Origin of the sequence: Mycobacterium sp. ACS4331, assembly GCF_001667265.1 — a bacterium.
Taxonomy (GTDB): domain Bacteria; phylum Actinomycetota; class Actinomycetes; order Mycobacteriales; family Mycobacteriaceae; genus Mycobacterium.
The window spans coordinates 25,119-46,327 of record NZ_LZHW01000075.1; the positions used below are offsets into that span (position 1 = coordinate 25,119).

At 68.4% G+C, this 21,209-nt stretch carries 22 protein-coding genes; 7 read left to right on the forward strand and 15 right to left on the reverse strand.

Translation table 11 applies throughout. From position 1 onward, the window contains the following. The first annotated feature begins 92 nt into the window (after positions 1 to 92). A complete protein-coding gene (locus A5727_RS17890) occupies positions 93 to 488 on the forward strand; it encodes a PPOX class F420-dependent oxidoreductase (protein ID WP_068252629.1) in 396 nt (131 codons plus the stop codon). A gap of 2 nt (positions 489 to 490) precedes the next feature. Here the strand turns inward: A5727_RS17890 and A5727_RS17895 are convergent, their stop codons facing one another. From A5727_RS17895 to A5727_RS17915, 5 genes are all read right to left on the reverse strand, one after another. After that, a complete protein-coding gene (locus A5727_RS17895) occupies positions 491 to 1,153 on the reverse strand; it encodes an Rv0804 family intramembrane glutamic endopeptidase (protein WP_068252484.1) in 663 nt (220 codons plus the stop codon). Further along, the gene (locus A5727_RS17900) at positions 1,153 to 2,883 is read right to left on the reverse strand and encodes an alpha/beta hydrolase (RefSeq protein WP_068252487.1); all 1,731 of its coding nucleotides are present in this window, start codon (positions 2,881 to 2,883) and stop codon (positions 1,153 to 1,155) included. The genes A5727_RS17895 and A5727_RS17900 overlap by 1 nt, the downstream gene beginning before the upstream one ends. A 10-nt stretch (positions 2,884 to 2,893) precedes the next feature. Then, a complete protein-coding gene (purL, locus tag A5727_RS17905; protein ID WP_068252631.1) occupies positions 2,894 to 5,191 on the reverse strand; it encodes a phosphoribosylformylglycinamidine synthase subunit PurL in 2,298 nt (765 codons plus the stop codon). Between the two features lie 67 nt (positions 5,192 to 5,258). Further along, positions 5,259 to 5,609, reverse strand: coding sequence for a VOC family protein (locus A5727_RS17910; protein ID WP_068252490.1), 351 nt, complete (start codon positions 5,607 to 5,609; stop codon positions 5,259 to 5,261). A gap of 46 nt (positions 5,610 to 5,655) precedes the next feature. Further along, positions 5,656 to 6,921: a M18 family aminopeptidase gene (locus A5727_RS17915; protein ID WP_068252493.1), complete on the reverse strand. Its 1,266-nt coding sequence runs from the start codon at positions 6,919 to 6,921 to the stop codon at positions 5,656 to 5,658. Positions 6,922 to 7,054: 133 nt separating this feature from the next. On the opposite strand from A5727_RS17915, the gene A5727_RS17920 reads away from it, so the two are divergent. Both A5727_RS17920 and A5727_RS17925 read left to right on the forward strand, forming a co-directional pair. Then, a complete protein-coding gene (locus tag A5727_RS17920) occupies positions 7,055 to 8,110 on the forward strand; it encodes a Dyp-type peroxidase (protein WP_068252496.1) in 1,056 nt (351 codons plus the stop codon). Then, a complete protein-coding gene (locus A5727_RS17925) occupies positions 8,107 to 8,904 on the forward strand; it encodes a family 1 encapsulin nanocompartment shell protein (RefSeq protein ID WP_068252499.1) in 798 nt (265 codons plus the stop codon). Before A5727_RS17920 ends, A5727_RS17925 begins: the two co-directional genes overlap by 4 nt. Here A5727_RS17925 and A5727_RS17930 read toward each other — a convergent pair. Both A5727_RS17930 and A5727_RS17935 read right to left on the reverse strand, forming a co-directional pair. Beyond that, entirely contained in the window at positions 8,901 to 9,326 is a 426-nt protein-coding gene (locus A5727_RS17930; RefSeq protein ID WP_068252503.1) for a tautomerase family protein, read from the reverse strand. The genes A5727_RS17925 and A5727_RS17930 overlap by 4 nt on opposite strands. Positions 9,327 to 9,342: 16 nt before the next feature. Further along, the gene (locus A5727_RS17935; protein ID WP_068252506.1) at positions 9,343 to 10,044 is read right to left on the reverse strand and encodes an SDR family oxidoreductase; all 702 of its coding nucleotides are present in this window, start codon (positions 10,042 to 10,044) and stop codon (positions 9,343 to 9,345) included. 97 nt (positions 10,045 to 10,141) lie between these two features. On the opposite strand from A5727_RS17935, the gene A5727_RS17940 reads away from it, so the two are divergent. Beyond that, positions 10,142 to 10,636 (forward strand): winged helix-turn-helix transcriptional regulator, encoded by a 495-nt coding sequence (locus A5727_RS17940; RefSeq protein ID WP_068252634.1) that lies wholly within the window; start codon positions 10,142 to 10,144, stop codon positions 10,634 to 10,636. Here the strand turns inward: A5727_RS17940 and purQ are convergent. From purQ to A5727_RS17955, 3 genes are read right to left on the reverse strand one after another with little or no spacing between them, the layout of a single operon-like run. Continuing rightward, positions 10,603 to 11,274, reverse strand: coding sequence for a phosphoribosylformylglycinamidine synthase subunit PurQ (gene purQ / locus A5727_RS17945; protein ID WP_157521444.1), 672 nt, complete (start codon positions 11,272 to 11,274; stop codon positions 10,603 to 10,605). The genes A5727_RS17940 and purQ overlap by 34 nt on opposite strands. Beyond that, positions 11,271 to 11,510, reverse strand: a complete 240-nt coding sequence (gene purS, locus A5727_RS17950; protein WP_068252512.1) for a phosphoribosylformylglycinamidine synthase subunit PurS — start codon at positions 11,508 to 11,510, stop codon at positions 11,271 to 11,273. The genes purQ and purS overlap by 4 nt, the downstream gene beginning before the upstream one ends. A gap of 39 nt (positions 11,511 to 11,549) precedes the next feature. Then, positions 11,550 to 12,206 (reverse strand): ATPase, encoded by a 657-nt coding sequence (locus A5727_RS17955; protein WP_231992147.1) that lies wholly within the window; start codon positions 12,204 to 12,206, stop codon positions 11,550 to 11,552. 44 nt (positions 12,207 to 12,250) lie between these two features. Between A5727_RS17955 and A5727_RS17960 the strand changes: the two genes are divergently transcribed. The 3 genes from A5727_RS17960 to A5727_RS17970 are packed head-to-tail and all read left to right on the forward strand — an operon-like array spanning position 12,251 to position 14,970. Next, entirely contained in the window at positions 12,251 to 12,889 is a 639-nt protein-coding gene (locus A5727_RS17960; RefSeq protein WP_068252514.1) for an MBL fold metallo-hydrolase, read from the forward strand. Positions 12,890 to 12,946: 57 nt separating this feature from the next. Further along, positions 12,947 to 13,783 (forward strand): mycofactocin-coupled SDR family oxidoreductase, encoded by an 837-nt coding sequence (locus A5727_RS17965; protein WP_068252517.1) that lies wholly within the window; start codon positions 12,947 to 12,949, stop codon positions 13,781 to 13,783. Beyond that, a complete protein-coding gene (locus tag A5727_RS17970) occupies positions 13,780 to 14,970 on the forward strand; it encodes a cytochrome P450 (protein ID WP_068252519.1) in 1,191 nt (396 codons plus the stop codon). Before A5727_RS17965 ends, A5727_RS17970 begins: the two co-directional genes overlap by 4 nt. 247 nt (positions 14,971 to 15,217) lie before the next feature. Here A5727_RS17970 and A5727_RS17975 read toward each other — a convergent pair whose 3' ends face one another. From A5727_RS17975 to A5727_RS17995, 5 genes are all read right to left on the reverse strand, one after another. Further along, a complete protein-coding gene (locus tag A5727_RS17975; protein ID WP_068252523.1) occupies positions 15,218 to 16,858 on the reverse strand; it encodes an FAD-binding dehydrogenase in 1,641 nt (546 codons plus the stop codon). 26 nt (positions 16,859 to 16,884) lie between these two features. Further along, the gene (locus A5727_RS17980) at positions 16,885 to 17,589 is read right to left on the reverse strand and encodes a DUF2334 domain-containing protein (protein ID WP_068252526.1); all 705 of its coding nucleotides are present in this window, start codon (positions 17,587 to 17,589) and stop codon (positions 16,885 to 16,887) included. A gap of 67 nt (positions 17,590 to 17,656) precedes the next feature. Further along, positions 17,657 to 18,145 (reverse strand): glutathione peroxidase, encoded by a 489-nt coding sequence (locus A5727_RS17985; protein WP_068252529.1) that lies wholly within the window; start codon positions 18,143 to 18,145, stop codon positions 17,657 to 17,659. A gap of 22 nt (positions 18,146 to 18,167) precedes the next feature. Beyond that, on the reverse strand, positions 18,168 to 20,306 hold the full coding sequence (locus tag A5727_RS17990) for a S9 family peptidase (RefSeq protein ID WP_068252531.1): 2,139 nt from the start codon (positions 20,304 to 20,306) through the stop codon (positions 18,168 to 18,170). Continuing rightward, on the reverse strand, positions 20,303 to 21,196 hold the full coding sequence (locus A5727_RS17995; RefSeq protein ID WP_068252533.1) for a phosphoribosylaminoimidazolesuccinocarboxamide synthase: 894 nt from the start codon (positions 21,194 to 21,196) through the stop codon (positions 20,303 to 20,305). The genes A5727_RS17990 and A5727_RS17995 overlap by 4 nt, the downstream gene beginning before the upstream one ends. Between the last annotated feature and the right edge of the window lie 13 nt (positions 21,197 to 21,209).

Here is a 21,209-nt window from a genome sequence, read left to right on the forward strand (position 1 = left end):
CCAAGACCACGACCTCCAAGACCACGACCTCCAAGACGACGACCCCCAACACCCCCGGGACCGCGCCCTTCCGACAGCACGAGATCGACTACATGGCCGCCGCGACGCTGGGCCGACTCGCGACCATCGGCGCCGACGGCACACCGCAGAACAGTCCGGTCGGCTTCACCTACAACGCCGGCCTGGGCACCATCGACATCAGCGGCTACAACATGTCGAAGAGTCGCAAATACCGAAACCTCAAGCACCACAACGCGGTGGCATTCGTCGTCGACGACATCGCATCCCGTGACCCATGGCGGGTTCGCTGCCTGGAGATCCGAGGCACCGCCGTGCAGGCCGAAACCGAGTCCCCGACTGTGGAACCCAACGGCGACGTGTTGGACACCGCGATCATCCGGATCACACCGCGGCGCATCATCAGCTTCGGGATCGACGACGTGGAGACCGAACCTCATCTCCTGGAGGTCGACAGTCGCGACGTCTGAGCTCATGCTGCTCGACGCTGCACCCATCCGGCCGCGACCGCGCCCGCCTCGTTGACCGCCAGGTGGGTCAACGCCGGCGCCACGATGCTGCCCGATCGGTGCGCCAACCACCCGAACGCCCAACCGGCCACCCCGGTCACCAGGACGGTGCCCAGCACCGGTTCACCCGCGCCGCGCGCATCGACGATGTGGGACAGACCGAACGCCGTGGCCTGCAGCAGCCGGCCCACCCGCGGGCCGAATGCCGACTCCGCCAGCGTGCCCAGCGCGGCGCGATAGGCGGTCTCCTCAGACCACACGGTGCCGAGCGGAATTTCGACGGCCAGCCATTTCCATTGCGGCGTAGGCAGATCGCGTGCCGCCATTCCGGTCCGCACGAGCGGGACCGCGGTGGTCGCGGCCACTCCTGCGGTCACCGCGGCGGCACCCAGGACACCCCAATGCACACCGGCCCGCAGCGCCGGGCCGCGCAGCCCCAGCGGGGCACGCACGCTCAGGGCGAGCGCCGTGCCGAGCCCCGCCTGGATCAGCGGATGGCGCCGGCCTGGAATCTGCAGACCGGCCGTCGTGCTCCACGCGACCAGCGCCGCGCCCAAGCCCACCGCAGCCGCCTTCGCACCCAAACCCACCGCGCCCGGCTGCGGGCCGCACCCCTCACCGGTCATCAGGTCTCCGGCCCGTCCTCGGCCGCGGTCTTGTCCAGCGCGATCCGAATGCGTTCGGTGTCCGCGGGGGTCCACCCCTCGGGGGGCGCGACCGCCACCCAGCCGTCGAGCACATAGTGCCCATAGTTGTGACCATGTCCGCCAGGCACTCCCGCGGCGTTGAAGATGTCGGCACCCACCTGCGAGAACGTCACGAACGGATACCACCGCATGGCCGCGGTGCGGTCCCGGCCCGGCGGTTCGATCAGCCAGTCGGGGCGCGAGAACATCAGATCCGGTGACCACCAGACGATCGGATCGGAGGCGTGCTGCAGGAACAGTACGCGCGTCCCCTCCCACGGCGCCGCGGTGTCGCGGGCGATCACAGCGGCGTCGGCGCCCTGGGAGAAGCGCACCGTGCGTCCGTTGTCGTAGCGCGGCGCGACCTCGGTGGTGCCGGGGTCCCGCCGTTCGATGAGTGCGCGCCACAGCGTGCTGGCCTGCGGCGGCCCCACCCACAGCACCGAGTCGAACCCCATCAGCGACACGTCGGGCAGAAATCCGAATGCCCCCTGGCCCGCCATCGAGCCCAGGCTCTCGCCGTACAGCATCAGTTTGGGCCGCCGATCCTCCGGCAGCTGGGCCCAGCGTCCCTGCACGGCTTCGATCAGCATGCGACCGGCCGTGACGGACTTCTCCTGATCGCCGACGAACGAGATCCAACTGGGCAGGTAGGAGTACTGGAGCGCGACGATCGCGGTGTCACCGTTGTAGAGCATCTCGACCGAGCGCGCGGCGACGGGATTGACCCACCCGGTTCCGGTGGTGGGCACGATGATCAGGGCCTTGCGCTCGAACGCATGCGTCCGCTCAAGTTCGCTGAGCAGCACCGCCAGCCGACCCTCGTCGGTGTCGGCGGTCTGCAGGCCCGCGTACACCCGGATCGGCTCCTTGGCGGGCCTGCCGTTGATGCGGGTCAGCTCCTCGGCGCTGGGACCCGTCGCCACGAAGTTGCGGCCCTGATACCCGAGGGTGTCCCACGCCGCGAATGATTCTGGGCTGCCCGATCTTTCGGGCCTGGTCGGCGACGCGATCCCGTCTCGGGTCGCGGTGTTCTGCGGTTGGAACACCCGAGAGGCTCCCGCCAGGAATCCTCGGTAGAGCACTCCGTTGATCAGCATGACCAGCAGCACCACCACCACCGCGGTCCCGACGAACAGCGCCACCTCGTCGTTGATGCGCCACCGCCGAATGAGGAATCGCGCCACCACCCTGATCAGGTCCAGGACCACTCGCGAGACCCCGATCGCGACACCGCCGACCACGAGTGCCAGCAGCAGCGTGCGGTAGTACCCCAGCGTCGCCGGCCCCTCCATCCCGACCACCGCGGCCACCTGCCGCTGCCAGGCCGCGGCGGGCGCGACCATGAGCAGGCTCGCACCGATCGAGGTGACCACGGTGGCGACCTTGAGCCGCCACAGCACCGTCTTTGACGGAGGCCACCAGCTGCGATTGCGTAACGCGAAGTACCGGACCACTTTTCCGACGAGAACGCCGACTCCGTAACCGATTGCGGCGTTGATGCCACCGATCAGTCCGGCGAATTCCCAACTGCGCGGCAGCAGGGACGGAGTCAGCGACAGGCAGAAGAACAGCGCACCGAACGCGACCCCGACGAAGTCGAGACGCAGCAGGCCCCACGCCCACAACAGGAGCGGATGCGTGGCCGTGCGCTCACCCGTCGCGACCATGTCGTCGAGGTCACCCGAACAGCTTCGGGAGCACGCCCTCCCACGTCGCGCGGACCTCGGCGAGTGACACCGTGAACAGCCCCTGCACTTCGATCGTGGGGCCATCGTCCTCAGATCCCTGGTCCACCACGCCGATTCGCGTCGCGGGCAGGTCACGCGCCTCGCACATCGCTCGGAATCTGCTCTCCTCGGTGCGCGGCACCGCGACCAGGACTCGCCCGGCCGACTCGGAGAACAGCGTGACGAACGGATCGGCACCCTCGGGAAGCAGGAGGCGACAGCCGGTTTCGCCGGCGATCGCCGACTCGACGACCGCCTGGATCAGGCCGCCCTCCGACAGGTCGTGCGCCGCCGAGATCAGACCGTCGCGGGACGCTGCGGTCAACACTTCGGCCAGCAGCTGCTCGCGCGCCAAGTCCACCTTCGGCGGCACGCCGCCGAGGTGGTCGGCGGTGACCTGCGCCCAGATCGACCCGTCGAACTCGTCGCGGGTGTCACCGAGGACGAAGACCGTCTCACCCGGTTCGGTGCCGAATCCGGTCGGGATCCGCCGGGTGACGTCGTCGATCACGCCGAGCACACCCACGACCGGGGTGGGCAGGATGGCGGTGGACCCGGTCTGGTTGTAGAAGCTGACGTTGCCGCCGGTGACCGGAATCCCCAGCGCCGCACAGCCGTCGGCGAGACCGCGGACGGCCTGCGAGAACTGCCACATCACGCCCGGGTCCTCCGGCGAACCGAAGTTGAGGCAGTTGGTCACCGCGACCGGGGTGGCGCCGGTGACGGCGACGTTGCGGTAGGCCTCGGCCAGCGCCAGCTGCGCGCCGGCGTACGGGTCGAGTTGGGTGTAGCGGCCGGAGGCGTCGGTCGACACCGCGACGCCGCGCCCGGTCTCCTCGTCGATGCGCAGCACACCACCATCGGCGTGTTCGGCGAGCACGGTGTTGCCCCGCACGTAGCGGTCGTACTGCTCGGTGATGAAGGCCCGGCTGCACAGGTGCGGGCTGCCCAGCAGCGCCAACAGGGTCTCGCGCAGTTCGTCACCGGTGCTGGGCCGCGGCAGGGTCTTGGAACTGTCGGCGATCAGGGCGTCCTGGCTGTCCGGACGCTGCACGGGACGCTGGTAGACCGGTCCCTCGTGCGCGACGGTGCGCGGGGGCACGTCGACCACGGTCTCGCCGTTCCAGGTGATGACGAGGCGGTCGCCGTCGGTGACCTCACCGATGACGGTGGCCAGCACGTCCCACTTGCGGCACACGGCCATGAACTTCTCGACGTTCTCCGGCGTCACCACCGCGCACATGCGCTCCTGGGACTCGCTGGAGAGCACCTCCGCCGGCGTCATGTTGGCCGCGCGCAGCGGCACCCGATCCAGCTCGATCGCCATACCGCCGTCGCCGGCCGAGGCGAGTTCGGAAGTGGCGCAGGACAGTCCGGCCCCACCGAGGTCCTGGATGCCGACCACGAGGTCAGCGGCGTACAGCTCCAGACAGCACTCGATGAGCACCTTCTCCATGAACGGGTCGCCGACCTGCACCGAGGGCAGCTTCTTACGCCCCGTTCCCGACTCGTCACCCGAGAAGGTGTCCGAGGCCAGCACGCTGACGCCACCGATGCCGTCGAGGCCGGTGCGGGCGCCGAACAGGATGATCTTGTTGCCGGTGCCCGACGCGAACGCCAGGTGCAGATCCTCCTTGCGCAGCACGCCCACGCACAGCGCGTTGACCAGAGGATTGCCCGCATAGCTCGCGTCGAAGACGGTCTCGCCGCCGATGTTCGGCAGGCCCAGGGAGTTGCCGTAGCCGCCGATGCCGCGGACCACGCCGTCGACCACCCGGCGGGTGTCCGGCGCGTCGGCCGCGCCGAAGCGCAGCTGATCCATCACCGCGACCGGGCGGGCGCCCATCGCCATGATGTCGCGCACGATGCCGCCGACGCCGGTGGCGGCGCCCTGATAGGGCTCGACGTAGGACGGGTGGTTGTGCGACTCGACCTTGAATGTCACGGCCCAGCCGTCGCCGATGTCGACCACACCGGCGTTCTCGCCGATGCCGGCCAGCATGCCCGCGCGCATCTCGTCCGTCGTGGTCTCGCCGAAGTAGCGCAGGTGCACCTTGGAGGACTTGTAGGAGCAGTGCTCGCTCCACATCACCGAGTACATCGCCAGTTCGGCGTCGGTGGGACGACGGCCGAGGATCTCGCGGATGCGCTCGTACTCGTCGTCCTTGAGCCCCAATTCACGGAACGGCTGCGGCTGGTCGGGGCTGGCGGCGGCACGCTCGACGGTGTCTACTTCGGGGCTGGTCACGGGCACAGTCTAGTAAGCGCCGAAGGGCCGGGCGTTCTTCCCCGCTGCGCGACAGCCGCAGAGCGGCTCAATGCCCGGCCGCGACGCAGAAGGCGTTGCCGTCGGGATCGGTCAGGACCACCCACGAGAAGGCGTCGCCGAAGCTGTGCCGTCCGGTCTCGACGGCCCCGCGCGACACCAGCAGGTCGACCTCGGCCTGCACGTCGTCGGCGCCCAGATCCAGGTGAAGGCGGTTTTTGCCCGGCGTCGGATCCTCCACGCGCTGAAACCCGAGGTTGAGCCCGGAGGGCAACGCGACGATGTAGAACTCGTCGGCCATCACCTCCCTGGCCTCCGCGCCGAACGCCTCGGCCCACCAGGTCGCCAGCCGGCCGGGGTCAAGCGTGTCCATCGTCACCATCGCCACATTCAAAGCCATGCATTCGACGCTAACCCCAGGCGCCGACAAGCAGAAGGAGCTTTCGTCAGTCAGGTGCCAGGAAGGCCCGCAGCGCGGCCGTGTACGTCACGACGTCATGGGCGCCCATCAACTCGCGCGCGGAGTGCATGGCCAGCTGCGGCGCCCCCACGTCCACCGTGGGAATCCCGGTCCGCGCCGAGGTCATGGGCCCGATGGTCGATCCGCAGGGAAGGTCGGCGCGGTGTTCGTAACGCTGCAGCGGCACACCGGCCTGACGGCACGCCAACTCGAAGGCCGCGGCCGTCCGACCGTCGGTGGCGTAGCGCAGGTTGGGCTGCACCTTGAGCACTGGGCCGCCGTTGACCTCGATGAGATGGCCGGGCTCATGCCGGTCCGGGTAGTTGGGATGCGTGGCGTGGGCCATGTCGCCGGAGGCCACCATCGACCCCGCGACACGCCGCAGGAAGTCCTCGCGGCTGCCGCCGGCGGCCAGCACGATGCGCTCCAGCGTCGTGATCAGCAGGTCCGACTGAGCCCCGTGGCCAGACGTCGACCCCACCTCCTCGTGGTCGAACAGCGCCAGCACCGGCACGTGCTCGCCGGCGGGCGCGTCCAGCAGGGCCCGCAGCCCCGCGTAGCAGGTGGCCTGGTTGTCCAGCCGGGGTGCGCTGACGAACTCCGAGTCCGGCCCCCACACCGCCGACGCTGTCAGGTCGTGCGTCATCAGGTCGAAGCCCAGGACGTCGTCGGCGTCGACCCCGGCGGCCGCGGCGACCAGGCCCAGGAAGGATCCGGAGGAGCCGGGCCGCTCCCCGGCCGCCCACACCGCGTTGACGTGGCGCTGCGGGTCCAGCTTGACCCCCGCGCGGTCTTCGGACAGATGGATGGCCAGCTGAGGCACACGCAGCACCGGTTCGTCGATGCAGACCAGCGAGTGCCGCAGTCCGGACCCGGACCGCACCGACAGCCGTCCGCTGATCCCCAACTCGCGGTCCAGCCAGGAGTTCAGCCAGGCTCCGCCGTAGGGCTGCAGCGCCACCACCTGCCATCCCGCCACCGCGCGGTCGGGGTGCTGCTTGACCCGCAGATTGGGGCTGTCGGTGTGCCCGCCGACGATGCGGAACGGCCCGCCGGGGGCGCCGCTGCTGTCCCACGCCACCAGCGATCCGGCGCGCACCGTGAAGAACCGGCCCGCGTCCGGCCAGGCGTCGGTCTCCTCGAGTTCGACGTACCCGGCGTCGGTCAGCGCCGCGGCGACCGTGCGGCAGACGTGAAACGGCGACGGCGAGGCGTCGATGAACTCGCAGAGACCCGAGGCGCTGGCGGACATGGCGTCCATTCTCTCCTGCGGCCACCGCTGGGCCGGTGTCCGCCGTCCGGAACTGCGTGGTTTTCGGCCGATCTGCAGGCATTTCCGCACATTCGGGCCGGTGTGGAGGGCCTAGTGCCGCTAATGTCGACCCGTGGCCACCGGCAGACCCCAACCGATCCTCACGCCACTGACCCCCGCCGCGATATTTCTCGTCGCCACCATCGACGACGGGGACGACGCCGCGGCGCGGGTGCACGACGCGCTGACCGGGCTCTCCGGCCTGGTGCGCGCTGTCGGGTTCCGCACTCCGCAGGCGCACCTGAATGTGGTGGCGGGCATCGGTTCTGCGGCCTGGGACCGGTTGTTCGCCGGACCGCGACCGGCCAAACTGCATCCCTTCGTCCCGCTGGACGGCGGTCGCCACCGGGCCCCCTCCACGCCGGGAGACCTGCTGTTCCACATCCGCGCCGAATCCATGGACGTCTGTTACGAACTGGGCGGAAGGGTGCTCGGTGCCATGTCCGGTGCCGTCACCGTGGTCGACGAGGTGCACGGGTTCAAGTTCTACGAGCAGCGCGATCTGCTCGGCTTCGTCGACGGGACCGAGAACCCGGACGGACCCGACGCCGTCGAAGCCGTCCAGATCGGCGAGGGACACCCGGATTTCGCCGACTTCCCCGGGGGAAGTTATGTGCATGTGCAGCGCTACACCCACGACATGACGGCATGGAACGCGCTCAGCGTCACCGAACAGGAACTGGTGATCGGCCGGACCAAACTCGAGGACATCGAACTCGACGACGCGGTCAAACCGGCCAATTCCCATGTGGCCCTCAACACCCTGGTCGACGAGGACGGCAACGATCTCGACATCGTGCGGGCCAACATGCCGTTCGGCACGCTCGGCGACGGCGAATCCGGGACGTATTACATCGCCTACTCCGCTGACCCGGATGTCACCGAGAAGATGCTGCGCAACATGTTCATCGGCGACCCGCCGGGCAACACCGACCGCATCCTGGACTTCTCGACGGCCAAGACCGGCGGCATGTTCTTCGTCCCCACGATCGACTTCCTCGACGACCCCCCTCCACTGCCGGATGCGGCGGCGACCGCCCCGGAGGAGGACGAGGATTCCGCACCCCGGACATCTCCCCGCCACGACGGCTCGTTGGCGATCGGCAGCCTGAAAGGACAACGTCAATGAACAACCTGTACCGCGAACTGGCGCCGGTCACCGATGCGGCGTGGGCCGAGATCGAGTTGGAGGCGACCCGGACGTTCAAGCGTCACGTGGCGGGCCGTCGGGTGGTCGACGTCAGCGAACCCGGCGGCCCCGTGACCGCCGGCATCAGCACAGGCCACCTGCTCGACGTCGCCTCGCCGTCCGACGGGGTGGTCGCACACCTGCGGGAGGCACGGCCGCTGGTGCGGCTGCGGGTTCCGTTCACCGTCAAGCGGATCGACATCGACGATGTCGAGCGCGGATCGCAGGACTCGGACTGGGATCCGGTCAAGGAAGCCGCGAAGAAGTTGGCGTTCGTCGAGGATCGCGCGATCTTCGAAGGCTACGAGGCCGCGTCGATCGGCGGCATCCGCAAGTGCAGTTCCAACCCCGCCCTGGCGATCCCCGAGGACCCGCGCGAGATCCCCGACGTCATCGCCCAGGCCCTGAGCGAACTTCGGCTGGCCGGTGTCGACGGGCCGTATTCGGTGCTGCTGTCGGCCGACATCTACACGCAGGTCAGTGAGACCACCGCGCACGGTTATCCGATCCGCGAGCACATCAACAGGCTGGTCGACGGGGACATCATCTGGGCGCCGGCAATCGACGGTGCATTCGTGTTGTCCACCCGCGGTGGGGATTTCGACCTTCAACTGGGCACCGACGTCAGCATCGGCTACCTGTCGCACGACGCCGAGACGGTGCAGCTGTACCTGGAGGAGACGTTGACGTTCCTGTGCTACACCGCCGAGGCGTCGGTGGCGCTGAGCCCCTAGTAGGGGCTGGCGGCGTTCTCCCTCACCCACCGCTGCTCGGCCTCCGAGCGCGCCGGCGGCGGGATCAGTCCGTTGATCATCCAGAGGTCCTCACTGGTCTCGTCGATGTGGAACTCCGAGTGCAGGCCCGGATGCCGGCTCAGGTACGGATCCAGGATCGTGTTGACCCAGTGCGCGATTCGGTGCCTATGGGCCCGGTCGGCGGCATGGCGCGCGATGTGGTCGATCACCACGCGGACTCCCGCCAGCGGTGCGACGCCACCGACATACATGTCGCCGTGTGGGATCTCGTTGAAGACCGTCACGACGTAGAACCGCGGCAGTCCCGCCTCGGCGTAGCGGTCGGTGATGCGTTCAGACAGCTCCTTCTTGTCGGCGTCGGTGAAGACACCCGGGGTGTGGTGGATGGTCCACAGCGGCATGACAGGTCTCCTCGGGTCAGTGGGACAGGGTGAAGGTCAGGTTCTCGACGGGCCCGGACAGAGCCGCCTTCGCCTGCGCGGTGGCGTCGTCGGTGAGCACCTCGTTTGCGCCGGCCTCCAGGGCGTCCAGGATGCGCCGCGCGACCTCGGCGGGAGCGGTCTTGGGCAGTGGGATCGCCGAGACCATGTCGGTGTCGATGAAACCCGCGTGCACACCGAGCACCTGGGTGTGCTGGCCGGCGAGTTCGGCACGCAGCGAGTTGGTGACCGACCAGATCGCCGCCTTGGACGCGCCGTAGGCGCCGCTGCCGCCCAGCCAGGACAGCACCGAGTGCACGTTGACGACGGCGCCGCCCCCGCGGCCGGCCAGGATGGGCGCGAAGGCACGGGTGACTCGCAGCGGCCCGAACACGTTGACGTCGAATGTGGTTGCCACATCGGCCATGTCCGCGGTCAGCAGTCCGCCCGGAAGCAGCACGCCCGCGTTGTTGATCACGATGTCGGCATCGGGGGCGGCGGCGGCCAGTTCCGCGACGGACCGCTCCGAGGTGACCTCGAGTCGGTGGGTGACCACCCGCGGCCTCTCGTCGGCGAACTCCTCCCGCGCCGTGGAGTACACCCTGCGCGCGCCGCGGTGCAGCAGTTCGTCGACGATCGCGGCGCCCAGTCCGCGCCGCCCTCCGGTCACCACCACCACACTGCCTTCGACAGCCACCATGACCCCGCTCCCATCTGAGTAATGATTACGTTAGTCAGATCAGGCTAAGCGCATCCACCTGACTAATGCAAGCGTTAGTTAAACTGGAGTGATGGCCATGACCTTCGAGAAGCGTCTGCAGGACCGCACCCGGTGGCGCACCGACGCCTGTTCGGCCGCGAAGGTGCTCGACCTGCTGAGCACCAAGACGGCCTTCCTGGTGGTGCGGGAGTGTCTCTACGGAACCAGGCGGTTCGAGGACTTCACCGAGCGGATCGGCGCGTCCGCGCCCGCGGTCTCGCGCGCACTCCGGCAACTCGAGGCGGCGGGAATCGTCGCCCGCACGCCGTACCAGGAGCCCGGTGCCAGGGTTCGTGACGAGTATGTGCTGACTTCAGCGGGTGAGGAGCTGCTGCCGATCCTGCTCGCGCTCATCGAATGGGGCGACAAGCACCTGCAACCCGACGGCGGACCGCTGAGCTTCGTCGACGGCGACGGCCGCAGGGTGCGGGTGTGCGTGACATCGGAGGACCCCGAGGACGTCGAATCCGGCGACATCGAGATCCGGGCGAACCCGCGTCAGGCCGCCAGGACCGCGTCCAGCGCGGAGTAGAAGATCCCCAGCCCGTCATCCGACGGTCCGGTCAGCGCTTCGGTGGCATGTTCGGGGTGCGGCATGAGGCCGACGACGCGGCCGTTGGCCGAACTGATGCCGGCGATGTCGCGCTGCGAACCGTTGAGGTTCTCCACGTAGCGGAACACCACGCGGCCCTCGCCTTCGAGTTCGTCGAGCACCGCATCGCTCGCGACGTAACGGCCCTCGCCCGACTTCAGCGGCACCAGAATCTCGGCGCCGGGCTCGTATCGCGAACTCCAGGCCGTCGACGTCGCATCGACACGCAGCCACACATCGCGACAGATGAAGTGCAGACCGACATTTCGGGTCAGCGCCCCAGGCAGCAGGCCGGCCTCGCACAGAACTTGGAAACCGTTGCAGATGCCGAGCACCGGAAGTCCCCGCTGGGCCGCGGCCACCACTTCACCCATCACGGGGGCGAACCGGGCGATCGCACCGGCCCGCAGGTAGTCGCCATAGGAGAACCCGCCGGGCACGATCACCGCATCGACGCCCTTGAGGTCGGCGTCGGCGTGCCACAGGCTCACCGACTCGGCGCCGACGGCCCGCGCCGCACGCGCGGCGTCGATGTCGTCCAGCGTGCCGGGGAATGTGATCACTCCGACGCGGGTCACTGCGCCTCCCGCGTGACCGTCCAGTCCTCGATGACCGTGTTGGCCAGCAGTGACTCGGCGATCTCGGCGAGCGTGTCGTCGTCGACGCTGTCGTCCACCTCGAGTTCGAAACGCTTGCCTTGGCGGACATCCGACACACCGTTGTGACCCAACCGGCCCAGCGCGCCGACGATCGCCTGTCCCTGCGGGTCGAGTATCTCGGCCTTGGGCATCACGTGCACAACCACCCGGGCCACGCGCGACTCCTGTCGTTCCTTGTCAATGACGGGTCAACTCTACCCACACGACCCCAGGTAGGCCCCGCACAGCGCCGCCTCGAGCGCATCGAGCACACGGTCGTCGGACACCATGGGCCATTGCACATCGGGTCCGGGTGTGGTCCACAGCACAAGCTCGCTGACGCTGCTGTTGCTCGGATCGGCGATCAGGTACTGATGCACGACGTGGGGGCCGCTGATCACCGCGGCGAGCCGACCGTCGTCGGCGGTCGTGAGCGTCGGTGAGTACTGCGGCGCGCGGACCTGACACGACCGCAGCGCGGCCACGGCCGCGTCATGGACCTGCATCGCCCATGCGCCGCCCTGCGACGTGTCGCCGCGCCAATGCAGCACCTGTGCCTGCAGGTTCCAGCGACCGGGCGGGGAGGCGACCGTCGCCCGCGCGGCCACCGCGTACGCGCGGGGATCGTCACGAGGCGCGGGCGTCGCGCACAGCTCCTCGAATCTGAACCGTGGTGCGGCCACCGGCACGGCCACCGTGGCCGGTCGGGGCCACTGATGCGTGGCGTTCATCGGGATGGCCCAGGGCTCGACCCAGGCCGTCGCGGGGATGAGGTCGCATGTGGGCGGACAGGTCTGCGGGTCGGCGTTCGCCATCGGCGACGCCACGAGTCCGGCGCCCACCAGCACACCCGCAACCATCAGACGAAGCACCAGGCCCCTCCCCCGCCCTCAGACACCGCTGCACAATCGTAGGCATGGAACTGACCCATTTCGGGCATTCGTGCCTGCTGGCGAGCTTCGGCGACACCACAATCCTGTTCGACCCGGGCAACTTCTCCCACGGGTTCGAGGGCATCACGGACCTGTCGGCGATCCTGATCACCCATCAGCACCCCGACCACGCCGACCCGGAACGCCTGCCGGCGCTCGTCGAGGCCAATCCGCAGGCCGCGCTGTACGCCGACCCGCAGACGGCGGCGCAACTCGGCGGCAACTGGACGGCCGTCCACGTCGGTGACCGGCTGTCCGTCGGGAACCTCGACATCCGCGGCGTCGGTGGCCGCCACGCGGTGATCCACCCGGAGATCCCCGTCATCGACAACATCTCCTACCTCGTCGGAGACGGCGAGCACCCCGCCCGGCTGATGCACCCCGGTGACGCGCTGTTCGTCCCCGGCGAACCAGTCGACGTGCTGGCCACCCCCGCCGCGGCGCCGTGGATGAAGATCTCCGAGGCCGTCGAGTTCCTGCGGGCCGTCGCACCCACCCACGCGGTGCCGATCCACCAGGGCATCATCGCGCCGGAGGCCCGTGGCATCTATTACGGACGCCTGTCGGAGATGACCGAGACCGACTTCCGAGTGCTGCCCGAGGAACAGTCGATTTCGCTCTAGCGGCACCCGCGCCCCGCTAAAGTTGAGCGACCGCTCAGCACGACGTTCGGAGGCGCAATGGCGGGACGAGTCGACGGCAAGATCGCCCTGGTGACCGGGGCCGCCCGAGGGCAGGGCCGCAGTCACGCGGTCCGCCTGGCGCAGGAGGGCGCCGACATCATCGCGGTCGACATCTGCCGCGGTTTCCCGGATTCCACGGCACCGGCCGCCACGATCGAGGACCTGGCCGAAACCGCGGGCCTGATCAAGGATCTGGGCCGGCGCGTTGTCACCGCTGAAGTTGACGTTCGCGACTTCGACGCGCTGGCGGACGCGGTCGGCAGCGGCGTCGAGCAGTTGGGCGGGCTCGACATCGTGGTCGCCAACGCGGGCATCGGCACCACCGGGGTCAAACTGCACAAGATGGAGGAACCGCGGTGGCAGGAGACCGTCGACGTCAACCTCACAGGCGTCTGGAAGACCGCTAAGGCCGCGATCCCGCACCTCATCGCCGGCGGTCGCGGCGGGTCGATCATCATCACCAGTTCGGTCGGCGGCACCAAGGCCTACCCGCAGGTCGGCCACTACGTCGCGGCCAAGCACGGTGTCGTCGGGATCATGCGCACGCTGGCCGTCGAACTCGGGCAGCACATGATCCGGGTCAACACCGTGCACCCCACCCACGTCAACACGCCACTGCTGATGAACGAGGAGACCTACCGCCTGTTCCGGCCCGACCTGGAGAACCCCGGCCCAGACGACCTCGCACCCATCTGCCAGTCATTCCACGTCATGCCGATCCCGTGGGTGCAACCCGTGGACATCAGCAACGCCGTGCTGTTCCTGGCCTCTGACGAGGCCCGGTACGTCACCGGCGTGACTCTGCCGATCGACGCCGGAAGCCTGCTGAAATGACCAGCACCGCCGTGTATTACGACCCCTATGACGTCTCCATCGTGGCCGATCCGTACCCGACCTACGCGCGGTTGCGGGAGGAGTCACCGCTCTACTACAACGAGCGCTACGACTTCTGGGCCATCTCGCGACATTCCGATGTCGAGAAGGCCCTGGGCGACTGGGAGACGTTCTCCAACTCGCGCAGTGACATCCTCGAACTGGTCAATTCCGAGTTCGACATGCCCAAGGGCGTGATGATGTTCGAGGACCCGCCGATGCACACGATGCTGCGCGGGTTGATGTCCCGGGTGTTCACGCCGCGGCGGATGGCCGCGATCGAGGATCAGATCCGGCAGTTCTGTATCGGCTGCCTGGATCCACACGTCGGCTCCGACGGCTTCGACATCATCGCCGAGCTGGCGTCGATGATGCCCATGCGCGTGATCGGCATGCTGTTGGGAATTCCCGAGTCCGAACAGGTCTCGGTACGCGACGCCAATGACGCGAACCTGCGGACCAAGCCTGGTGCACCGATGAAGGTCGCCCGCGCCGACGCGATCGCCGACGGCCGCATCTACGCCGACTACGTCGAATGGCGGTCCAAGAACCCGTCCGACGACCTGATGACCGCACTGCTCAACGTCGAGTTCACCGACGAGACCGGAACCGAGCGCAAGCTGACCCGCAAGGAGGTGCTGCACTACACGCAGGTGGTCGCGGGAGCAGGCAATGAGACGACGGGGAGGCTGATCGGTTGGCTGGCCAAAGTGCTGGCCGAGCACCCGGATCAGCGTCGCCAGATCGCGCAGGACCGTTCACTGCTCAACCGCGCGATCGACGAGACGCTGCGATTCGAACCGACCGGTCCGCACGTGGCCCGGTACATGGCACGCGATTTCGAGTGCTACGGCACCACCGTGCCGGCGGGCAGCGCGATGCTGCTGCTGTTCGGCGCGGCCAACCGCGACCCGCGCCGCTACGCCGATCCGGACCGCTTCGACATCCACCGCGACAACATCAGCCACCTCACCTTCGGAAAGGGTGTGCACTACTGCCTCGGCGCGAACCTGGCCCGTCTCGAAGGCCGCGTCGCGCTCGACGAACTGCTCAACCGCTGGCCCGAATGGGGTGTCGACTACGACAGCGCGCAGTTGGCGCCGACGTCGACGGTCCGCGGCTGGGAGCGATTGCGGATCACGTTCTAGGCCGCCGCCCGGGCCGCGCAGCCCGCGCGCAAAATGTGCGGAATTGCAGCTAAATCCGCTGAGAAGCATGCTATTTCGCACATTATCGGCGACGAAGGAGGCCCAGGCGACACCGCGACCCACTGCCGGCCCCGCACGCTCCAGCCAGCCCCGCACGCTCCAACCAGCGCGCGAGCAGACGCAAACTCGCACGAAATCCAGCCATTCCATGCGAGTTTGCGTCTGCTCGGCAGGAGAACACTAAGAGTCAGCCGATGTCGCGCGCCGCACCGCGGCCCGCCGCGCGCCCCGAGAAGATGCACCCACCCAGGAATGTGCCCTCCAACGCCCGATAGCCGTGCACACCGCCACCGCCGAAGCCCGCGACCTCCCCCGCGGCGTACAGCCCCGGCACTGGGTCGCCCGCACCGCCGAGAACCCGTGAATCCAGGTCAGTCTCCAAGCCGCCCAGCGTTTTCCGGGTCAGGATGTGCAGCTTGACCGCGATCATCGGCCCCGCCTTCGGATCGGTGAGCCGATGCGGCGCCACCACACGTGACACCCTGTCCGGCAGGTACGCGCGCGCACCGTGGATCGCGGTGATCTGCCCGTCCTTGCTGAAGGAGTTGGCCACCTCGCGGTCCCGTGCCGTCACCTCAGCCTCGACCGTGGCGTAGTCCAACTCGACCACATCGGGCAGGCGATTCATCGCCTCCACCAGACCACGCAGCGTGGTGTGGTGGACGAAGTCGGGGCCGCGGTCGACGAAGGCCTGCACTGGGCCCGGAGCACCGGACCGCACGCGGGAGAGCAGTTGGCGCACACTGCGTTCGGTCAGGTCGGGGTTCTGCTCCTGTCCGGACAGCCCGAACTCCTTGGCGATGATCCGGGCGTTGAGGATGAACCAGGTGTAGTCCTGGCCAGTCCTGGTGATGTGCTCCAGCGTGCCGAGGGTGTCGAACCCTGGGTACAGCGGGCCCGGCAGCCGCCTGCCCGTCGCGTCCAGCCACAGCGACGACGGGCCCGGCAGAATCCGGATGCCATGGTTGGGCCAGATCGGGTCGTAGTTGGTGATGCCCTCGGTGTAGTGCCACATCCGGTCGCGGTTGATCACCCGCCCGCCCGCGGATTCGGTGATCGCGATCATCCGCCCGTCGACGTGGGCGGGCACGCCGGCCAGCATCTGCTCGGGCACCCGCCCCATCCGCGCCGGCCAGTTCTGCCGCACCATCTCCGGGTTGCCGCCGATCCCTCCGCTGGTGACGATCACCGCCTGGGCGCGGAATTCGAACTGTCCGACAGTGTTCCGCGACGACGCGACGCCCCGGGGCACGTCGCTGGGCTCCAGCACGCTGCCCCGTACACCGGTGATGGCACCGCCTTCGACGATCAGTTCGTCGACCTGATGGCGGTGCGCGAACCGCACCAGCGAGTGCTCCCGTACCCGGCGCGCGAAGACGTCGACCAGTGCCGGTCCCGTCCCCCAGGTGATGTGGAACCGCGGCACCGAGTTCCCATGTCCGCGGGCGTCGTATCCACCGCGTTCGGCCCACCCCACCAACGGGAAGATCTTCAGGCCGCGCTCCTTGAGCCAGGCCCGTTTCTCGCCGGCGGCGAAGTCGACGTAGGCGTGTGCCCACTGCTGCGGCCAGTGGTCCTCGGGGCGGTCGAACGCCGCGGTGCCCAGCCAGTCCTGCAACGCCAACTCGTGGCTGTCGTGGATTCCCATGCGCCGCTGTTCGGGGCTGTCGACGAAGAACAGCCCGCCGAACGACCAGTACGCCTGACCGCCGATGTTGGCGCTGTTCTCCTGTTCGACGATCAGGACTCGCCGGCCCCGCTCCACCAGTTCACATGTGGCCACCAGACCTGCCAGGCCGGCCCCGACCACGATGACGTCAGCGTCCATGTGCCCAGGCTAGCGGCCTGCCGGCGTCAAGCTGCGCGATTCACGAGCGGCCCACGGTTCCACTGGTAGACGGTGGGGACGCAGCCGTGCAGCAGGGCCAGGTCGACGACATCCAGTGCGGCCTGACGAGGTCCTGGCTTGCGCAGCTGGCGAGCTGAGACCGCCAGGCGCACCGTCCCCCCGCGGCGCGCGGTGCGCTCGGCCGACAGCACCAGGGTGCGACACCACCACGCCTCGGCCAGGAACGCCTCGCCGATGCCGAGCACACGCGCGCGTTCGACGGTGCCGCGCACCAGGTCGGTGACACCGTCGGCTCCGATCAGAAGGCGGAACCCGTTTCGCGGCAGCACCATCCGCGCACCGTCCGACACCGACCAGCGCGGCGCGGCGAACAGCCGGGTCCGCAGGCCGAGGTGGTCGAGCACCCGGTCGGCGGCCATCAGCCGCAGGTTGGCCTCGTGCGCCGGCAGCACCGCGAACTCGGCCCTGCGGCCCCTGGTCGCGGCCTCGTCGTAGCCGTGCAGCACGAGACTGTCCCCGGCTTCTCGGCGCACACCGAGCCAGTCGACCGTGGCGGGGTCGGCGTCGAGGCGGTACCCGCCCTTGAGTCGCGGCGCCACCAGCAGGGACGCGGGCACGCCGCGAGCGTCGAGTTCGGCGCAGAACCCGCGCGCGACGTCCAGACTCTGCGCACTGATCGCCGAGACGGAGACCGTCAACTTCCCAGGCACACCGCCAGGGTCGCAATCCCAGGTGTCCAGGCGGTGTCGAGCACCCGGACGGCAGATGGCCTTTCGACTATTTCGGCAGCACGCTCTCCACCGCGGCGATGACCTCGGGGGCGTCCGGGGCCGTGCGGGGCCGGAACCGGTTCACCACGGTCCCGCCTGGGGCCAGCAGGAACTTCTCGAAGTTCCACTGCACGTCACCGGCTTCGCCGTCGGCATCTGCGGCCTGTGTCAACTCGGCGTAGAGCGGGTGCCGGTCCGGGCCGTTGACGTCGGTCTTGGCGAGCAGCGGAAAGGTGACCCCGTAGGTCGTCGAGCAGAAGGTCTGGATCTCCTCGGCCGTTCCCGGCTCCTGACCCATGAACTGATTGCAGGGCACCCCGAGCACGGTCAGTCCCCGGTCACCATAGTCGCGGGCCAACTGCTCCAACGCGGCGTACTGCGGTGTGAGGCCGCACTTGGACGCCACGTTGACGATCAGCACGGCACCATCGGTGTACTCAGCAAGCGAGGTCGCCCGCCCGTCGAGGGTGGTCAACTCGATGTCGTTCAGGCTCATGGCGCGACGCTAGCACTCGGCGTCAGGCGAGCAGGTCGTCGACCTGTCCAGCGCCGTGTCGTTCGGGATCGGCGGTGGCCAGCAGCCATGCGTACTGGAAGGCCACCTCCTTCCATCGTTCGTACCGCCCGCTGATCCCGCCGTGTCCCGCGGTCATCTGCGTCTTGAGCAGAACCGGATGATCGTCCGTCTTGGTGTGCCGCAGCGCGGCAACCCATTTGGCCGGCTCCACGTAGAGCACGCGGGTGTCGTTGAGTGAGGTCATCGCCAGGATCGCCGGATAGTCCTTGGCGGCGACGTTCTCATACGGCGAGTAGGACTTCATGTAGGCGTAGACCTCGCTGTTGTGCAGCGGATCTCCCCATTCATCCCATTCGGTGATGGTCAGCGGCAGGGATGGGTCGAGGATGCTGGTCAGCGGGTCGACGAACGGGACCTGGGCCAGGATGCCGGCAAACAGGTGCGGCGCCATATTGGCGACCGCGCCCATCAGGAGGCCGCCGGCGCTGCCCCCGAGCGCCACCAGGTTCTGCGGTGTGGTGACGCCGTCGTCCACCAGATGTTGAGCCACGGCGATGAAGTCGGTGAAGGTGTTCTTCTTCTCCAGCAGCTTGCCGTGCTCGTACCACAACCGGCCCAGTTCACCGCCGCCGCGGACATGCGCCACCGCGAACGCCACTCCCCGGTCGAGCAGCGACAGTCGCGCGATCGAGAACCGGGGGTCCTCACAGGCCTCGTACGCGCCGTAGCCGTAGATCAGTGTCGGTGCGGGGAATTCAATGCCCTTGCGGTACACCAGCGACACCGGGATCTTGACCCCGTCCGGGGCCGTCGCCCAGTCGCGGCGCTCCTCGTAGTCCTCCGGCCGGTAGTCGCCGAGGACGGGCTGCTCGCGCAGCAGCACCCGCTCCCCGGTGACGAGGTCCAGATCGTAGATCCGCACCGGGATGACGAACGACGTCGCCGCCACCCGCAGGCGCGGCGACTCCCAGTTGGGGTTGGCCGCCAGGCCGGAGGCCATGAGTTCGGACTCGAACCCAATCTCCTCGACGCTGCCGTAGCGACCGTCAGCAGTGATGGGCCACAACTGAATTCGCGGCAGCGCCGCCCGACGGTAGCTGACCACCAGGTGGTCGGCGAATGCATCGACCCCTTCGATGCGGACCTCGTCGTCGTGCGGAATCAGCGTTGTCTGGTCGGTCGGATCGCTCACGGGCGCCTCGACCAGAGTGAAGTTGACCGCCCCGTCGTTGTGCAGGATCAGGAACCGGTCCTGGCCACCGACGACAGCGTGTTCGACCGAGTACTCCACGCCTTCGCGGCGTGGCAGCACGCTGGTGAACTCGGCCTCCGAGTCGGATGCGTCCGCGACGAAGACCTCGGAGGTGATGCTGGACCCGGCCGCGATCATCACGTAGGCATCGCTGCGAGTGCGCCCGACGCCGAGCCAGAACCGCTCATCCGGTTCGTGGTAGACCTTCTCGCCGGGCAGACCGCTGCCGAGGCGGTGCCGCCACACTGTGTCGGGCCGCCACGCCTCGTCGACGGTGGTGTAGTAGATGGTCCGACTGTCAGCGGCCCAGGTCGCTCCCCCACCGATGCCGGTGATCTCGTCAGGGTACATCTGCCCGGTGCGTAAGTTCTTGAACCGCAACGTGTATCGCTCGTCACCAACGGTGTCGGTCGAATATGCCAGGATCTCGGCGTCGGGGCTCACGGTCGCCGCGCCCAGGGCGAAGAAGTCGTGCCCGTCGGCTTCGAGGTTCTCGTCGAGAAGCACTTCCTCGCCGGGGACCTCGGTGTGCTCGTCGAACTCCGGCGGGCTCCAGTCGCTGGGATCCCGCACCACACATCGGCAGTGCACGCCGTACTGCTTGCCCTCGAAGCTGCGGCCGTAGTACCAGTAATCGCCCCGCCGGGTGGGGACCGAGAGATCGGTCTCCTTGGTCCTGGCCTTGATCTCGTCGAAGATCCTCTGCCGCAACGGCTCCTGCGACGCCGTCACCGAATCGGCGTAGGCGTTCTCGGCCTCGAGGTGGCTGATCACCTCGGGAGACGACTTGTCCCGAAGCCACTCATAGGGATCATTGAACACATCACCGTGGAACTCGCGCCGGCTGTCGACCCGCTTGGCCACAGGCGGCGTCAGATCGTCACTCATGCGGCCGGTCCGATCCAGTTACTGAACTCACACCCCGAGATCCGTTCGTAGGCCTCGATGTAGCGTGCGCGGGTGGCCTCGACGATCTCCGGTGGCAGCGGCGGTGGAGGCGCCTGCCCGGAGCGGTCCCAACCGGACTCCGGGGAGGTCAGCCAGTTACGCACGAACTGCTTGTCGAAACTGGGCTGCACCACACCCGGCTGATACGTGTCAGCGGGCCAGTACCGCGACGAGTCGGGGGTGAAGACCTCGTCGGCCAGCCGCAGGCTGCCGTCGGCGTCGACACCGAACTCGAATTTGGTGTCCGCGATGATGACGCCCTTGGTCAGCGCGTGGTCGGCCGCCTGCTTATAGATCCGCAGCGTCTCATCCCGCAGCTGCTCGGCACGCTCGGCGCCGACGAGGCCGACCACGGCCGCGAAGTCCACGTTCTCGTCATGCTCGCCGATCTCGGCCTTGGTCGCCGGGGTGAAGATCGGTTCGTCGAACCTGCTGGCTTCCCCCAACCCGGTCGGCAGCGCGATGCCGCAGACCTCGCCGGTGCGCTGGTAGTCCAGCAGACCCGACCCGGTGAGGTAGCCGCGCGCGACGCACTCCACCGGCACCATGTCCAGGCTCTTGACCACCAGCGCGCGGCCCAGGACTTCGCCGGGGATGCGCGGATCGTCGGGTGGGCCGGCCAAATGGTTCGGCGCGTCGATGAGGTCGAAGAAGAACACGCTCATCGCGGTGAGGATGCGACCTTTGTCGGGGATCTCCGAGTCCAGGATGAAGTCGTAGGCGGATATCCGGTCCGAGGCCACGAACAGCAGGGTGTCGTCGTCGATGCGGTAGAGCTCGCGGACCTTGCCGCTGGACAGGTGCTGGTAGTCGGACAGGGTCGGTCGCATCGGCCCAGCCTAT

Bases quoted from the DNA above. Each gene is read 5' to 3' on its own strand.
- A5727_RS17930 (WP_068252503.1), bottom strand. From the start codon at position 9,326: ATGCCGCTGTGGACCATCCACCACACCCCGGGTGTCTTCACCGACGCC.
- A5727_RS17890 (WP_068252629.1), top strand. From the start codon at position 93: ATGGCCGCCGCGACGCTGGGCCGACTCGCGACCATCGGCGCCGACGGC.
- A5727_RS17940 (WP_068252634.1), top strand. From the start codon at position 10,142: ATGACCTTCGAGAAGCGTCTGCAGGACCGCACCCGGTGGCGCACCGAC.
- A5727_RS17985 (WP_068252529.1), bottom strand. From the start codon at position 18,145: ATGAGCCTGAACGACATCGAGTTGACCACCCTCGACGGGCGGGCGACC.
- A5727_RS17975 (WP_068252523.1), bottom strand. From the start codon at position 16,858: ATGGACGCTGACGTCATCGTGGTCGGGGCCGGCCTGGCAGGTCTGGTG.
- A5727_RS17965 (WP_068252517.1), top strand. From the start codon at position 12,947: ATGGCGGGACGAGTCGACGGCAAGATCGCCCTGGTGACCGGGGCCGCC.
- A5727_RS17990 (WP_068252531.1), bottom strand. From the start codon at position 20,306: ATGAGTGACGATCTGACGCCGCCTGTGGCCAAGCGGGTCGACAGCCGG.
- A5727_RS17970 (WP_068252519.1), top strand. From the start codon at position 13,780: ATGACCAGCACCGCCGTGTATTACGACCCCTATGACGTCTCCATCGTG.
- A5727_RS17895 (WP_068252484.1), bottom strand. From the start codon at position 1,153: ATGACCGGTGAGGGGTGCGGCCCGCAGCCGGGCGCGGTGGGTTTGGGT.
- A5727_RS17960 (WP_068252514.1), top strand. From the start codon at position 12,251: ATGGAACTGACCCATTTCGGGCATTCGTGCCTGCTGGCGAGCTTCGGC.
- A5727_RS17925 (WP_068252499.1), top strand. From the start codon at position 8,107: ATGAACAACCTGTACCGCGAACTGGCGCCGGTCACCGATGCGGCGTGG.
- A5727_RS17995 (WP_068252533.1), bottom strand. From the start codon at position 21,196: ATGCGACCGACCCTGTCCGACTACCAGCACCTGTCCAGCGGCAAGGTC.
- A5727_RS17915 (WP_068252493.1), bottom strand. From the start codon at position 6,921: ATGTCCGCCAGCGCCTCGGGTCTCTGCGAGTTCATCGACGCCTCGCCG.
- A5727_RS17935 (WP_068252506.1), bottom strand. From the start codon at position 10,044: ATGGTGGCTGTCGAAGGCAGTGTGGTGGTGGTGACCGGAGGGCGGCGC.
- A5727_RS17900 (WP_068252487.1), bottom strand. From the start codon at position 2,883: ATGGTCGCGACGGGTGAGCGCACGGCCACGCATCCGCTCCTGTTGTGG.
- A5727_RS17910 (WP_068252490.1), bottom strand. From the start codon at position 5,609: ATGGCTTTGAATGTGGCGATGGTGACGATGGACACGCTTGACCCCGGC.